Below are 15,351 nucleotides of genomic sequence, written 5' to 3' on the forward strand. Positions count from 1 at the left end.
ACTTAAATGCTATTAATTGGGTAACCTTTTGTAAGGTTCAAATGATAAAACTATATAAAACCGTATTAATTCAAAAGTTGTTTTAGGAAAATATATACCATCGAAGATTTTGATAAAATCTAAAGAACCAAATTTCATGAAATATTCGTTTTAGTTTCTGTTTTTTAATATTTATTCCTAATGAAAACCTTATGATTAGGTGTTCATTTGATTTTTTTAATGTTTTTAAATGACAGTAAAACAAATAGTTAAGTTGTTCATAATATTGAATTTGTTTTGACTTAAGTCCTGCTTACAATTTCTTTTATTTCCAATTAAACTTATTCCTGTAAATGTTTTTGGCAGTTAAGTTTTTAAATGTGTTTACAGTTTAATTCAAAATTTTATTCTGATCGATTTCTGATTAAATAGGAATTAAATCAACACCTAAAATCTTAGCTGACAGAGTTTAACTATTAATAATCAAACCCAAAAAAATTATGCTACAAAACTTTACCCAAGATCATTGGAGAAGGCATACTGGGATGAAATTAGCATTCATCCTCGCTTTTGCAATGACTAGTTTCATTTTCAAAAACTCTTTTGGAAATAGTCCAAGCTATTCCAATCATTCTTTCGATCGTCTTCTATTTAAAAAAGTCGAGATCAGCGGTGTTGTTAAAGACAGCTTTGGTGAGCCTATCATAGGGGCGACAGTGTTGGAAAGAGGAACCAGTAATGGTGCGGTAACAGATATTGATGGAAAATATCAATTAATAGTTGAGGATAATGCTGTTTTAGTTTTTTCGTCTATTGGATACACCAAACAAGAGGTTGAAGTAGGAAACAGTACAACAATTGATATAGTGTTGGAAACCGAGCTGACAGATTTGGAGGAAATGGTAGTTGTAGGCTATGGAGAAGTGAAGAAAAAGGACCTTACTGGTTCGGTTGGGGTAGTAGAGGGGAAGGACCTTGCCAATCGGCAAACTACCCAAATTAGTCAGGCTTTGCAAGGAGCTGTTTCTGGTGTAATGGTGACCAGAAATAATAGTGGTCCTGGAGCGACCAGCTCTATCAGGGTACGTGGTATTACCACCATCGGTGACAATGAACCATTGATCATCATGGATGGAGTCCCCATTAGAAATATCAATGATGTAAACCCCAATGATGTAGAAAGTATTTCCGTCTTAAAAGATGCTGCTTCAGCCTCCATATATGGCTCAAGAGCGGCTGCAGGTGTGATCTTAATTACCACCAAGCGTGCAGAAGAAGGAAAAAGTCAGTTGACTTATAATTATGAGTTTTTGGGGATATGCATGGTGAAAGTTTCAAAGGGCTTTTGAATCCAGGGAAGATTGATTGGAGGAAGAACTTTGTCTATGAGGGCTTAGGGGAATATGGGGGAGCAGCCCCAAATTTAACAGTCTTTGATGGTAGGTACAGGTATATACAAACTTTTTCGGATTCAACTCTTAGGGACTTGGTGTTTGAGGAACTGTATGATAATCTCCATGACCCTGGAGAACTGAATAATATGGCTAATACTGCTGATCAGAAAAATAAAATAGAAGATTTCAAAAAAGTGATTCAAAATCATAAAAATGAAATTTTAAAACAATAAATTTTCAATAGTTAAAATATGAAAACGACCAATTTAATTAAGAAATTTTGGGATTCGGCAAAGGAGTCCTTGAAAGTAAAAGATATCTTGCTTCCCCAAAAATTATTAGAAGGGAAAAATATACCACATTATAATCAAATTAATTTTAGTACTTACCCAATGGAGGTGACAAACAATATTAAAGGCTTTTTTGATAACCGCAAGATTCGGCTGTCACTTTTAGCTGTAGTATTATCCTCAAGTATTTTGTTTGGATGTAATGAGGCGATTACACAGCAAAGAGATGAATTGAAGCAGTTCTCCGGTGTATATCCCCATTTGGCTTATTATAATAATGAAGGAGAGTGTGGTACAGGGGCGGTGGTACCCTGGGCTGGTGGGATTTGGGTGATCACTTATGGGCCTCATAAACCTTATGGTTCTTCAGATAAGCTTTACGAAGTGACTCCTGAGTTAGAGCAAATTGTCCATAAAGAAAGTATAGGTGGAACGCCTGCAAACAGGATGATTCATGAAGAAAGTAAGCAGCTGTTTATTGGTCCTTATGCTATAGATGAAAAGGGAAATCCAAGGGTGATATCCTATGATAAAATGCCTGGAAGACATACTGGAAATGCACGTCACCTTACTGATCCAGAACATAAAATTTACTATGGAACCATGGAAGAAGGATTTTATGAGGTGGATGTGGAAACACTTGAAGTGAACGAGTTATATGTGGATGGTAACCAAGTAAGAAAAAAGGGAGAAGAGCCTCAGTTTAGCCCTTTGCTCCCAGGAGCGCATGGAAAGGGCTTGTATTCTGGTCAAGGAGTAATGGTATTTTCGAATAACGGAGAAGATGTACCTGAGGCCAAAACACAATTTGATATTGAAGCGGGTGCTCTTGCAGAGTGGAACGGTGAAGATTGGAAAGTGGTGCGGAGAAACCAGTTCGTCGAAATTACCGGTCCAGGTGGGATTCATGGAAACCCCAACCCAGAGACAGATCCCATTTGGGCCACTGGTTGGGATCATAGATCTGTCCTACTTGGTGTAAGAGATCATAAACAGGGATGGGAGTTTTACCGTTTGCCAAAGGCTTCTCATTCTTATGATGGCGCGCATGGATGGAATACTGAATGGCCAAGAATTAGGGATATAGGGACTCAAAATGATCCTGATTATCTTATGACCATGCATGGTTTGTTTTGGGATTTTCCTCAAACTTTTAGCGTGGGAAATACCAAGGGTATTAGACCTAGATCTGCTTATTTGAAGGTGATCGGAGATTATACCAGATGGAACGATCAATTGGTGTTTGGTTGTGATGATTCTGCCCAAAAGGAGTTTCTGAACAAAAGAAAAGTTAAAGGAAGCATTGAAGGTCCTGGGCAGTCCAATTCCAATCTTTGGTTTACAAGCATGGACAAGCCAGATCAGTTGGGACCAAACACCGCTGAGGGATCTCTTTATATCAATGAAAATATTAAAGCTGGAGAAGCATCAGATCCATTTTTATTTGCTGGTTGGGACCAACGTATAGCATGGGTTGATAATAATGGAACATCCTCTGTCAATCTTACTTTTCAGGTTGATATCAGTGGTAATGGTGAATGGCTAGATCTAAAAGAAGTGGAAGTCCCAGCAAATAGCTCAAAGGATATTTCATTTGAAAAAGAGGAAAAAGGGGAATGGATTAGGGTAATAGCCGATCAATCTACCACTGGAACCATCTTTTTTACCTATACAGATGATACGCGATTTAACAGGTCTGATAATGGGATGTTTGAAGGGCTTGCAAGTATTGGAAAGGAAAGCTACAGTGCAGGACTGCTTTATGGTTTAGGAGATAATAGGAGAAGTTTGGGGATTTTGGCAGGAAATGTTGAGCAGGGGAAATTCCAAAAAACAGCTTATTATGAATTGGATGGAAATATGAACTTGGTGAAAAAGGAAGACCCTAAAACATCCGATTTTATCGAAAATAAATTTGCCATTCCTAAAGAGGTGGTTAGCGTTGAAGAAAGTTCTGTGCTGGTAATTGACGATTTGGGAAGAAGATGGAGGTTTCCTTTGGGAAATGCCCAGTTTGATGAGCTTACTAATCATGGTATCCAGCGGATTGCTAGAGAGGTAGCTACGGAAAGAGATCTAATGAATTTACATGGGACATTTTATGAGCTTCCTGCAGAAAATGCAGATGGATTTGCAAAAGTAAGGCCGGTGTCTTCCCATAATTTGGCAGTATATGATTACGCTTCTTATAGGGGCTTATTGGTGATGACCGGGATTGATCCTTCAGTGGAAAATTCAGAACATTTAATTGTTTCACAAGATGGCGAAGCTGCAGTATGGGCAGGAGTAATTGATGATTTATGGGAGTTGGGCAAGCCGGTGGGGCAAGGAGGACCATGGAAAAACACTATCGTTCACGCTAATGAAAGTTCTGATCCATATTTGATAGGATTTTATGATAAGAAGTCAATGACATTGTCTCATGATGCACCTCAACCTGTTAACTTTACTTTAGAAGTGGAACCTATTGGACATGGCCCTTGGATGAAGTATAAGTCTTTTGAAGTAAAGTCAGGAGAGAAGCTGGAATATGTGTTCCCTGATGATTTCCAAGCAAGATGGATTCGATTTAGCGTGGATCAGGATTGCAAGGCTACCAGCTGGTTAGATTATAAATAAACGATTGATCCAAAATAGATTATGATGAAGCAATATTTTTTTGCAGTAATTTTCATTTTGTTGGCTTTATCCTCTGGATATGGCCAACAAAATGGTGTTTTGATAGAAGCGGAAAGCTTTGATAAGCTTGGAGGATGGTTGGTTGACCCTCAATTTGTAGAACAAATGGGTTCTCCCTATTTGCTAGCCCATGGCATGGGGGAGCCTGTTTCCAATGCCTCTACGAGCTTTAAAATCAAGGAGAAAGGGGAATATCATATTTGGGTCAGGTCCAAAAATTGGGCTCCGGGCGATTGGAAAGCTCCCGGTAGGTTTCAGCTAGCAGTAAATGGAGAGGTATTGGCATCAGAATTAGGTACCAAACCAGGATGGGGTTGGGAGTATGTAGGTATGGCTGAATTAAAGAAAAAGACTGTTGAGCTAGCGTTAATTGATTTGACAGGCTTTGATGGGAGATGTGATGCCATCTATTTTTCCCAATCTAAGGACGATGTTCCTCCCAGAGCTGGAAAGGCCTTGGCCGAATGGAGGAAAAGTGCAAAAGGAGAGAGTGACCAGCCATCAGTAGTGGAAGAGTATGATTTGGTGGTAGTGGGAGGAGGAATTGCCGGTTGTGCAGCAGCCATTGCCGCTGCGGAGCAAGGCTTGGAAGTTGCTCTGATTCATGATAGACCTGTATTGGGTGGAAATGCCAGTAGTGAAATCCGCGTACATACATTAGGGATTTATGGCAATTTTGAAAGAATCCTCAAAATGCTGGATACGGAACATTATCCTAATGGCTCTCTAGAAGCTTATAAGGATGAAGATAAACGCCATCAAAATATATCAAAATATAAAAATATTGCGCTATTCACCAATTGGAGAGCTTATGATGCTTTGGCCGAAGGGAATACCATTACAGCGGTAGATGCAAGGCACACCTCAGCAGGAAAAAGAATCCGTTTTAAGGCACCACGTTTTGTCGATTCAACAGGAGATGGCTGGATAGGCTATTGGGCTGGTGCGGAGTTTACCTATGGTAGGGAAGCTGTAGATCAATATGGTGAGGCTTATGAAGAATGGGGAGAGTTGTGGTCTCCCAATAAAGCAGATGGATTCGTAATGGGCTCTTCTGTGCTTTGGAGAACTTATCAATCGGATAAAGCTTATGAATTCCCATCAGTACCTTGGGCCGAAGAGGTAGCTATGGGACATGAAGCAAAAGCTGGTACATGGAAGTGGGAGCTTTCCCGTTTGGATTATCACCAAATAGAGGATGCAGAAGAAATCAGGGACCATATGTTAAAAGCTATCTATGGATCCTTTGCCAATCAAAAGAAGTTGTCAGGAATGGAAAAACTTAAATTCGAGTGGATTTCTTATTTAGTTGGGAAAAGGGAGTCCAGAAGGTTGGTAGGAGATTATATTTTTACTTTTAATGATGTAACGGAGCAAAGAAAGTTTCCTGATGCTGTGGTAATGGAAGAAAGAGAAGTGGACGTGCATTACCAACAAAATCTAAAAGATGCTTCAAAACCTGATTTTCTGTCAGAGGCCATATTTTACAGAACACCAATGTATTATATACCTTATAGAAGCTTATATTCCAAAAATATCAGTAACCTATTTATGGCAGGGCGTAATTTCAGCTGTTCTCATATCGGCTTAGGAGGTCCAAGGGTAATGAGGACTACTGGTCAAATGGGGGCTGCAGTGGGCTTTGCTGCTGCCATTTGTGCCAAATACCAATGTGATCCTAGGTCTGTTTATGAGGATCATTTGGACGAATATTTAGAATTAATAGAAAAGCAAAAGTGAAGTGCTATTTTAGAAAATTATTGCTATTTACTTTCCCCTTTGTGCTCTTATTGGGCTTTGAGGGGAAAGAACTTTTTAAACCTCTTTTTATGGAAGTAACCTTAAAAAGCCAGGAAAATTATGATGGTAATTCCATAGGGAGTTATTCGGAAGACGATTATATTGAACCAATTAATATTGAATTGTACAATTTTCAGGGGATTCCTGCTTTTTATAGTTCTGAATTTGCTACTGCTGTATGTGAAGATAAAATATGTGAGTTATTGCATATCAAGTTGTTTTGGGATTTGACAGGTAATTATATTGGTTATGACACACTCGCAGGCCATCCTCTGACCAAATTTGACCATGAGCCATTTGAAAAGGAGGATTATATAAAGTTGCATGAACTGCTCATGAATGATGGGACAATCTTAAAGTTCAAAAGAAAGGATGAGCTGATCGATAAGAAGATTTTGAGGCCTTCTGATGTAATTGATGGTACTACAGGTGCCACTGCTTTGGAAATAAAAGAAGAAGTAGTAAAGGGGGCACTGTATACCTCTTATACGCTTTGGCATATTGCCCATAAAGGGGAAATACAAAACCTGCTCAATGAGCAAACTAAAAAGTCGTATACTAAAGAACTTGCCATTGAAATGATGAACTCCGATCGAGACAGCTATCGAATTTTTGCGGTAGATCAGTTAAGCGTAGATGAGCTTTCGGAAAATATCCCCTTTTTGATCATTGGCTTGAAGCAAGGCAATCCCCTTTTAAGGAAAACAATATTACAAAAGGTGCCTAGCCCACTTTGGAATGACTTGGATTTCCAGGCAAAGGTCTGCAGTTTGTATGGGCTTTTGGATGTCAATTCAAGGTTTTATTTGCTTCAAAGCTTGAAGGAAGTTGCCCTTGTTTATTCGCAAAGTTTGGAAGAGCTCTCCAAATATTTGAATAAAATGTCTAAGAATCAGCTGTTGGAATATTTGGAACTTGTGAGCAAATCAGGGGAGTTAAGCAATTCTTTGAAAACCAATTTGTCAGAATTTGCACGTAGTGAAAACAGGTATAGCTATCTTGTGATGGATTCAGGAATAGTAGAGGATTAAATCTTAAAGTCTATAGATTGAATTAAAGACTATTTTGTTTGAAAAATCCCTGTTTAAAGAAAAATAAGTGCTTTTCCCTAATAATAAATTACTGGGGAAAAGCACTTTATAAAGTCAATGCTAGTTATTTTTTAAAGCTTAATTCTAAGCTTTCATCGGGTGTCATATCTATTGTTATTACTTTCCCTTTTGCCAGTGGCTTTCCATTCGCCATACAATCTTCATCAAAAGGATTAATGATTTTTAAGTTTCCTCCTTTTGGAGCAGCTATAACGGCTTTAATCTCATCATGACTTGTTTTGTCAGCGCTGATCTCAAAGCCACCTTGGGCCAAAAAGCCATTAAAGGATGCGGTCTCCCAATCATTTGGAATGGCAGGGAATAAGCGAATAAAGTCTTCATGACTTTGGATCAACATTTCCTGTAATCCCGCGGCAAAAGCGAAGTTTCCTTCAAGGGTGAATGGTCGGTAAGTGAAATTGGAGTATCCTTTTCCTGACTGGTCTCCGTTTACGTGGAAGCTATTAGGCAAACAAAAACTAGTTGCGAATATTCTTAATGTTTTAGCGGCACTTTCTCCGTCCAGCATTCTAGCTTGTAGATTACCCAGCCAACTAAAGGAGTAGCCAACCCAAGCTGAAGAACCAGTGGTTTTTAAATTTTCAATGGTGTTTTTGATAGTTTTTTGTGCTTCATCTCCATCTGACCAATTGATCAAACTCAGAGGATGAATGGCCATCAAATGAGAGAAATGTCGGTGAGATGTATTAAGTGATTCTCCAGGAGCCACCATCATACCCGTTTCGTCAATGGCAAAATCCGGCCATTCGGATAAAATTCCTTCCCATTTTTTTGCATCTTCTTCAAGACCAAGTTCCTTTGCCAATTCAGCAGCTTTGGTATAAGCAAATCTAATATTGGCTAAGTCAAAATTGGTAGTTTCGCCAAACCAAGCCTTTCTGCTATTATTGTGCATTTCAGGAGAAGCACTAATAGGTAGCTTTCGCTGACCGTTTTCAGATTTTTCTGAAATCTCATCCAAGTAAATGGCGACTTCCTTGAACCATGGATAAGCTTCTTCTTCCAAGAACTTCCTGTCCATGCTGTATCTCCAGTGAAGGTAAAAATGATGGGATAGCCAGGCTGATACAGTAGGGCCAAAGGCATATTGAATCCAGCCTCCCATAGGAGCACCGGTTAAAGTGCCTACGCCAGGAACATTTATTCCGTTAGTTTCATAATAGGTTTCTGTATATGTCTTAAAGGTGGGGTAGTTTTCCCATAACCAATTCAAATAGCCCTTCGCAAGGTCCAAATGATTGGCTGTGTAACTTGGCCAATAACTTAGCTGTGTATTAAGGTCGTGATGAAAATCACCTTTCCATGGAGGTAATTTTCCATTATCTGCTGTCCACACAGCTTGCAGGGAAATAGGAGGGGTGTTTTCTCTTGCAGCAGAGCCAAATTTATATTGTTCTAAGTACCATTGTTTTTGTAAAACACTGTCAGGAACCTGAATACTTGATTTGTTCCAATACTTTGCCCACCACTCAAGGTGATTGGGTATGGATTTATCCAAACCTTCAGCAATGGCTTCTTCGGTAAGCTTTTTGGAATCATTTTCTTGTCCTTCCATATTAGTGGTAATGGCCCAGCAACCTTCCAATCCATCAGGGGTATTTTTCCACCTTACAGTGATTTGGTATTCGAATCCATCCCAACCAGGTTGGGTATATGTAATTCCTGATGCCAGCTTTTCAATCTTTCCTTGGGGATAGCCAAGTCTTCTTAAGTCTTGTCCTGTTACAGGACTGTCTTCTTTTGATTCACCTGGTATATTATAAGTGGGGGTAATCAGCTTGGGCGTTATATCCTTTGTATTGATACCTTCAAGTTTAAACCAGCCAATGGGTTGATCGGCATGGACATACGTACTTAAACTAGCCCCAGAGCTCCATTCTACCTTTCCAGTAGCACTTGCTATATCTAAAGAACTGTTTGTTACTTCCCCCAATATATCAGTTTTAAATTCCAAGGCACCTCCTGGGATTTTGGATGGGGCAGGAGCACGATTGTAAGGGACGTCAAATAGCTGCTGTACCTTTCTGTATTCATCTTTCTCCCATTGTTCTTTTACCCAGGTAAATTTATACTCCTCTCCTTCTAGGTTTTCCATTTTTCTTAAATCCCATAAGTCTACATGATCTAGGGACATGCGTAAGTTTTCCTTGTTTTGCCAGATCAGTGCACCAATTTCACCGTTGCCCAATGGAAGACCTTCATCCCAAGTGGTAGGTAAATAATCATAATTAAGGTTATATGGTGTTAAATCTTTGTTGGGACTAATCCTCTTTTCAACAGGTGGAGAACAAGCTATTATTGTTAATGAAAAAATAAGTAAAAGTAAATTTCTCATATTGTTATAAATGGTTTATGAAAGTTTTTGGTTTGTTTTCGAAATATAGTGCGTTTGTACTAAATAAAAAGGGTAGATACTGAAAACTTTATTAAAGTGTATTAGAATTTATGATTATTGCAGTTTTTATAAATCGTAATCAGAGTGAATTTTAAGGGAATCTTAAGATTTCTCTAAGGAAGGCTTTAGTTAAGGATGATATTTTTGAGCTATAACAAAATACCTTTTCTTCATGCTTCAGCGGCTTATTCAGTACAGCTTAAACCATAAGTTGATTATTTTACTTTTCACTCTAGGGGTGATTGGATTTGGAATTTATTCCTTGTCACACATTCCTTTGGGGGCAGTACCTGATATTACCAATAATCAGGTGCAGATTATTACTACTTCCAAAAACTTGGCCACTGAAGATGTGGAGAAATTTTTAACCTATCCGGTGGAATTGGAAATGGCCAATCTCCCCAATGTGAAGGAGATAAGATCCATTTCTAAATTTGGCCTTTCCGTAGTGACAGTAGTATTCGATGATAAGGCCGGGACTTACCTTCCAAGGCAATTGATAGCTGAAAAGCTTAAAAGTGCAGAGGAGAAAATCCCAAATGGTTTTGGAGTACCTTTTATGGGGCCTATTTCTACAGGGCTGGGTGAAATTTATCAATATATCATAGATGTTGAACCTGGATATGAAGACCAGTACTCTATTACTGACTTGCGTACCATTCAAGATTGGCTGATCAGGAGACAACTTTCTGGAATTCCTGGTGTTGTGGAAGTGAATACCTGGGGAGGATACCTTAAACAATACGAGGTAGCTGTGGACCCTTCCAAACTAAGGGCTATGAAGATCCCTTTGAGTCAGGTTTATACTGTATTGGAAAAGAATAATAGCATTGCAGGAGGGGCCTATATTGAAAAATCCGAAGAAAGTTATTTTGTACGAGGAGAGGGACTTGTAGGTTCGTTGGAGGATATAGAAAATATGGTGGTGGAAACAAGAAATGGGGTGCCTATTTATATTGGTGATATAGCAAAAGTCCAATATGGGCATGCCAATAGATTCGGAGCCATAACCGGTAATGGTGAGGGGGAAAAGGTCCTCGGTCAGGTAATGATGTTAAAAGGGGCTGATTCACAAGCTGTCATCAACGCAGTAAACCAACGGGTGGCAGAAATATCTTCTTCATTGCCTCCTGGGATAGTAATAAATCCGTTTTTGGAGCGGAGCGAACTCATCAATAAAACCACGTTTACTATTGCTGAAAACTTATTATTAGGCTGTTTAATTGTAATATTCGTCGTGGTGTTACTACTAGGAAATCTACGTTCTGGTCTCGTGGTTGCCTCAATAATACCATTGTGTTTGCTTTTCGCCCTTTCCCTTATGTATTTGACCGGGGTGGATGCCAATTTGATGAGTTTGGGGGCCATAGATTTTGGAATCATTATCGATGGGGCGGTAATAGTTGTGGAATTTATTGCTTATCAGATTACTTCTCAAAGCAAGTCATTGGGGCAATTAAGTGGCCGGGAAAGGCAGTTGCGAATTGATGAAATTACCTATCACGGGGCCCATAAGATGATGCATTCTGCGGTATTCGGGCAACTCATCATCATCATAGTTTTTATTCCCATTCTGTCTTTGGTGAATGTCGAGGGCAAGATGTTCAGACCTATGGCCCTGGTATTTTGTTATGCACTAATTGGGGCCATGGTGCTTTGTTTTACCTACGTTCCAGTAATGTCTTCATTATTTATAAAACCAGAGACCTCTGATAAGCCAGGCTTTTCTAAAAAATTGATCAATTGGGTTTATAGCCTTTACAGACCTGTAGTATTATTGGCATTAAGAAATAAATCGATCGTATTGGGGGCTTCTGGGATTTTATTAGTGCTTAGTATATTCATTTTTAGTCGAATGGGAGGAGAATTTGTCCCCACCTTGGATGAAGGGGATTTTGTGATCCAGCCAGTGCTTAAAACAGGGACATCTTTGGAGAAAACCATAGAAACCACTACCAAGATGGAACAGATCCTATTGGAGTTTCCGGAGGTGGATCAGGTTGTTAGCAGGATTGGAGCAGCAGAGGTTCCCACTGATCCCATGAGTATGGAGGAAAGTGATGTAATGATCAAGCTGATTCCTAAAAAGGAATGGGAAAGTGCTGAGACCAAAGATGAATTGGCAGAGGCTTTTAAATCGAAGCTTTCTATATTGCCTGGGATAGACTTTGAATTCACCCAGCCCATAGAGATGCGTTTTAATGAGCTGATAACAGGGGTGAGGGCTGATTTAGCCATTAAAATTTTTGGTGATGATTTGGATATCCTTTATAGAAAGGCCCTGGAGGTGGAGCAAGCCATTAATGGAGTAGAAGGGGCTTCAGATATCATTGTGGAAAAGACAGCAGGACTGCCACAAATGACGGTGAAATATGACAGGGCCAAAATAGCTAAATATGGGCTTAATGTAGCGGATTTAAATGATCTCATCAGTATTGGCTTTGCAGGTTTACCAGCAGGGATGGTTTTTGAGGGAGAAAAGCAGTTTGATTTAGTATTGAGATTTGATAAGGAAAAACGCCAGAGTTTGGAAGATATTCAAACGGCTTCCGTTCAGTTGCCAAATGGCAGAAGTCTTCCTCTAAGTGAATTTGCAGATATTGATTATACCACTGGGCCTGCTAAGATTTCCAGAGACAATACCAAAAGAAGGATAGTAATAGGCGTCAATGTACGTAATAGGGATTTGGAGTCAGTAGTTGATGATGTGCAAAAAATCATAAGAGAGAAGATTAGTCTCCCTAGTGGATATACAATAACCTATGGTGGGCAGTTTGAAAATTTAAGGACAGCCAGGGAAAGGTTGATAATTGCCGTGCCGATTGCTCTTATCCTGATTTTCCTAATGCTATATTTTGCCTTTAAGTCAGTGAAAGAAGCTTTGATCATTTACAGTGCTATTCCTTTATCCGCTGTTGGAGGTATTCTCCTATTGTATTTTAGGGACTTACCCTTTAGTATTTCTGCTGGAGTGGGCTTTATTGCACTTTTTGGTATTGCTGTATTGAATGGGATTGTTTTGATAGAGGAATTTAAAGAGTTGCGTGCCAGCGGGGTTAAGAATGTACATAAGGCTGTTATGATAGGTACCAGAAAGAGGCTTAGGCCAGTTTTGTTGACTGCATCAGCTGCAGCTTTGGGATTTTTGCCAATGGCTATTTCGCAGTCTGCAGGAGCTGAGGTGCAAAGGCCTTTAGCTACTGTAGTAGTAGGAGGGTTGATTTCTGCTACACTTTTAACATTATTAGTGGTTCCTGTGCTCTATACCATTTTTGCAGATAGAAAAATTAAATTTTCCAAAAGAGCTACGATAGGAGCAATGTTAATTCTTGGATGTTTTGGGTTTGCTGAGTCTGTATTTGCCCAAGAAAGGACCATTGATCTCGAAGGCGCTTTGCAGATCGCTTTGGAAAATAACCAGCAGTTAAATGCATCAAAGTACGAGGTGGAAAGGCAGGAAAGCTTAATAGGGAGTTCTTGGAATATTGACAAAACGAGTGTCTACTACCATCAAGATCAAAATAATATTGCTGAAAATGGTGAGCCTATAAATGTTTGGGGAATAGAGCAAAACCTTCAGTTTCCCTCAGTTTATGGGGCACAAAATAGGTATCAAAAGCACCAGTTGGGCTTAATGGAAAACAAGTATCAGTTGGATGAATTTAGAATCAAGCAAGAGGTATCCAAGGCTTATTATACTGCGGTGTACTACTCCCAGGTGAAAGATAATTATGAATACTTGGACAGCCTATACAGCCAATTTGCTTTTGCTGCACAAAGAAAATTTGAACTTGGGGAAAGTAATCTTCTGGAGAAGTTAACTTCGCAAAGTAAATCTAAGGAAGTGGAAGTTTTGATGGAGCAAAGTCAAAACAATCTCAATCAAGCCCTTATTAAATTCAACAGTTGGCTACAATCGGACACTCTTTTTTTAGTTCAAACAGATAGCATGCCTATTCTAATGGATGAAGGCTTGATGGTTAATCATCCAGGAATCAATTATTACCAACAGTTGAATGAGGTGGCAAATGCTAAGCTAAGTATGGAGAAACAAAAATTATTGCCCGATTTACAGGTATCCTATTTCCAAGGCACCAATAAATTCCCAGAGGCAAAAATATATAGAGGATTCCAAGCAGGAATTGCCATTCCACTGTGGTTTGGAGCGCAGAAGTCCAATATACAAGCAGCCAAAGCAAGTCAGGTAATAGCAGAAGCACATGGGCAAGACTACCAGGTTCATCTTCAGGCCAAATATGAAAGTTTGAATCAAGATCTGGAAAAGTACAGAAAAGCCATAGACAATTATTTGGACGTAGGAATGGGATTAGCTGCAGGCTTGGTTAGCAATGCTCAATTGGCCTATAAGAATGGAGAAATAGATTTTCTACAATACATACAGCTTTTGGAAAATGCCAAAGGCATAGAATTAACTTATTTGGAAAACCTCTGGCAATATAATTTGACCATTTTGGAGGCAAAATACTTATTGGATTAGATGATGAAAATTAAAATGAAATATAGCTTCTTTTTTTATATCCCTCTCTTAGGCTGTTTGATGGTTATTGCTTGTGACAGTAAAAAGCAGGAGGTTACAAATGGTGATAAAGAGGAATTAGCCGCCAGTGTTAATATCATTCAGTTAAGTTCCCAACAGTATTCCTTAGGGAATTTTGAAACGGGTGGAATGGAGAAGGCTGATTTTCATGAAGCTGTCAATGTCAATGGGATGCTGGATGTACCTCCAGAGAATAAAGTGGCTATTAGCGCCTATTTCGGGGGGTATATTAAAGAACTAAGCCTACTTCCTGGTCAAAAAGTGAATAAGGGACAGGTGCTTTTGGTGCTTGAAAACCCAGATTATCTTCAAATACAGCAGGATTTTTTAGAAGCGAAAGGCCAAATGAAATATTTGGAAGCAGACTATAAGCGTCAGGCCGAATTGGCAAAGGAAAATGTCAGTTCTGAAAAGAAATATCTGAAGGCTGAAGCAGATTATAAGGTGATGAAGGCCAGGTATGAGTCCTTACATAAAAAACTGCAGCTAATGGGAATTAAGGCTAGTACTTTGGATGAAGAAAATATTTCATCCCGCATCACACTAACAGCCCCAATTTCAGGATATATAGCTGAGATTTCAGCTGAAAAAGGCATGTTTTTGAATCCTTCGGATATAGCATTTACTATTACAAATACTGATCATATCCATTTGGAATTAAATGTATTCGAGAAGGATGTTATGAAAATTAAGGTTGGGCAAGAAGTTATTTTTAGTCTGCAGGATAATCCAGCCGAAAAATATAAGGGGGAAGTATATTTGGTGGGCAGGACTATAGGCGAAGAAGATAGAAGCATCAGGGTTCATGTGCATATAGATGGAGAAGATGAATTGGAAAATTTGGTTCCAGGGATGTTTGCTGAAGCAAAAATTTTGGTGGACAGTTCTCAAAGTCCTGCATTACCAACAAGCGGTGTGGTTAAGGTAGATCAAGATTACTATGTCCTTTTGAAAACCGATATAGATTCTCAGGAGCATTCCTTTGTCAAAAAACTGGTTAAAGTGGGTAAGAGGGACAGTGATTATGTGGAGATAGTAAATGCCCATGATTTTAACACTGGCTCTCAGTTTTTGACTAAAGGTGCCTATAATTTGATACAGGAGTAATATTTATTCTTAAGTTTATAAAGGAATAAATTGAACT

General features: G+C 39.1%; 8 protein-coding genes. 7 read left to right on the forward strand and 1 reads right to left on the reverse strand.

All coding sequences use genetic code 11. From position 1 onward, the window contains the following. The first annotated feature begins 479 nt into the window (after positions 1-479). From H7U17_RS17790 to H7U17_RS17810, 5 genes are all read left to right on the forward strand, one after another. Positions 480-1,328, forward strand: a complete 849-nt coding sequence (locus H7U17_RS17790; RefSeq protein ID WP_186758106.1) for a TonB-dependent receptor plug domain-containing protein — start codon at positions 480-482, stop codon at positions 1,326-1,328. Beyond that, complete coding sequence (locus H7U17_RS17795; protein WP_186758107.1) at positions 1,298-1,606, forward strand: sulfatase/phosphatase domain-containing protein; 309 nt, start codon at positions 1,298-1,300, stop codon at positions 1,604-1,606. The genes H7U17_RS17790 and H7U17_RS17795 overlap by 31 nt, the downstream gene beginning before the upstream one ends. Positions 1,607-1,624: 18 nt before the next feature. Next, on the forward strand, positions 1,625-4,282 hold the full coding sequence (locus H7U17_RS17800; protein WP_230981476.1) for a hypothetical protein: 2,658 nt from the start codon (positions 1,625-1,627) through the stop codon (positions 4,280-4,282). Between the two features lie 21 nt (positions 4,283-4,303). Continuing rightward, positions 4,304-6,082 carry an FAD-dependent oxidoreductase gene (locus H7U17_RS17805; RefSeq protein ID WP_222439234.1) on the forward strand — a complete coding sequence of 593 codons (1,779 nt, stop codon included), beginning with the start codon at positions 4,304-4,306 and terminating at the stop codon, positions 6,080-6,082. An 89-nt stretch (positions 6,083-6,171) separates the two neighbouring features. Continuing rightward, positions 6,172-7,173, forward strand: a complete 1,002-nt coding sequence (locus H7U17_RS17810; RefSeq protein WP_186758108.1) for a hypothetical protein — start codon at positions 6,172-6,174, stop codon at positions 7,171-7,173. A 124-nt stretch (positions 7,174-7,297) separates the two neighbouring features. Here H7U17_RS17810 and H7U17_RS17815 read toward each other — a convergent pair whose 3' ends face one another. Then, complete coding sequence (locus tag H7U17_RS17815; protein ID WP_186758109.1) at positions 7,298-9,589, reverse strand: glycosyl hydrolase family 95 catalytic domain-containing protein; 2,292 nt, start codon at positions 9,587-9,589, stop codon at positions 7,298-7,300. 232 nt (positions 9,590-9,821) lie between these two features. Here H7U17_RS17815 and H7U17_RS17820 point away from each other — a divergent pair, with 232 nt between their 5' ends. Then, positions 9,822-14,147 carry a CusA/CzcA family heavy metal efflux RND transporter gene (locus tag H7U17_RS17820; RefSeq protein ID WP_186758110.1) on the forward strand — a complete coding sequence of 1,442 codons (4,326 nt, stop codon included), beginning with the start codon at positions 9,822-9,824 and terminating at the stop codon, positions 14,145-14,147. After that, positions 14,148-15,314 (forward strand): efflux RND transporter periplasmic adaptor subunit, encoded by a 1,167-nt coding sequence (locus H7U17_RS17825; RefSeq protein WP_230981477.1) that lies wholly within the window; start codon positions 14,148-14,150, stop codon positions 15,312-15,314. The last annotated feature ends 37 nt before the right edge of the window (positions 15,315-15,351 follow it).

The organism is Echinicola salinicaeni (assembly GCF_014280965.1).
Taxonomy (GTDB): domain Bacteria; phylum Bacteroidota; class Bacteroidia; order Cytophagales; family Cyclobacteriaceae; genus Echinicola; species Echinicola salinicaeni.

What these genes read in the sequence shown, in the direction of transcription:
- H7U17_RS17790 (WP_186758106.1), top strand. Translation starts at nt 480, where the DNA reads ATGCTACAAAACTTTACCCAAGATCATTGGAGAAGGCATACTGGGATG.
- H7U17_RS17795 (WP_186758107.1), top strand. Translation starts at nt 1,298, where the DNA reads ATGCATGGTGAAAGTTTCAAAGGGCTTTTGAATCCAGGGAAGATTGAT.
- H7U17_RS17800 (WP_230981476.1), top strand. Translation starts at nt 1,625, where the DNA reads ATGAAAACGACCAATTTAATTAAGAAATTTTGGGATTCGGCAAAGGAG.
- H7U17_RS17805 (WP_222439234.1), top strand. Translation starts at nt 4,304, where the DNA reads ATGATGAAGCAATATTTTTTTGCAGTAATTTTCATTTTGTTGGCTTTA.
- H7U17_RS17810 (WP_186758108.1), top strand. Translation starts at nt 6,172, where the DNA reads ATGGAAGTAACCTTAAAAAGCCAGGAAAATTATGATGGTAATTCCATA.
- H7U17_RS17815 (WP_186758109.1), bottom strand. Translation starts at nt 9,589, where the DNA reads ATGAGAAATTTACTTTTACTTATTTTTTCATTAACAATAATAGCTTGT.
- H7U17_RS17820 (WP_186758110.1), top strand. Translation starts at nt 9,822, where the DNA reads ATGCTTCAGCGGCTTATTCAGTACAGCTTAAACCATAAGTTGATTATT.
- H7U17_RS17825 (WP_230981477.1), top strand. Translation starts at nt 14,148, where the DNA reads ATGATGAAAATTAAAATGAAATATAGCTTCTTTTTTTATATCCCTCTC.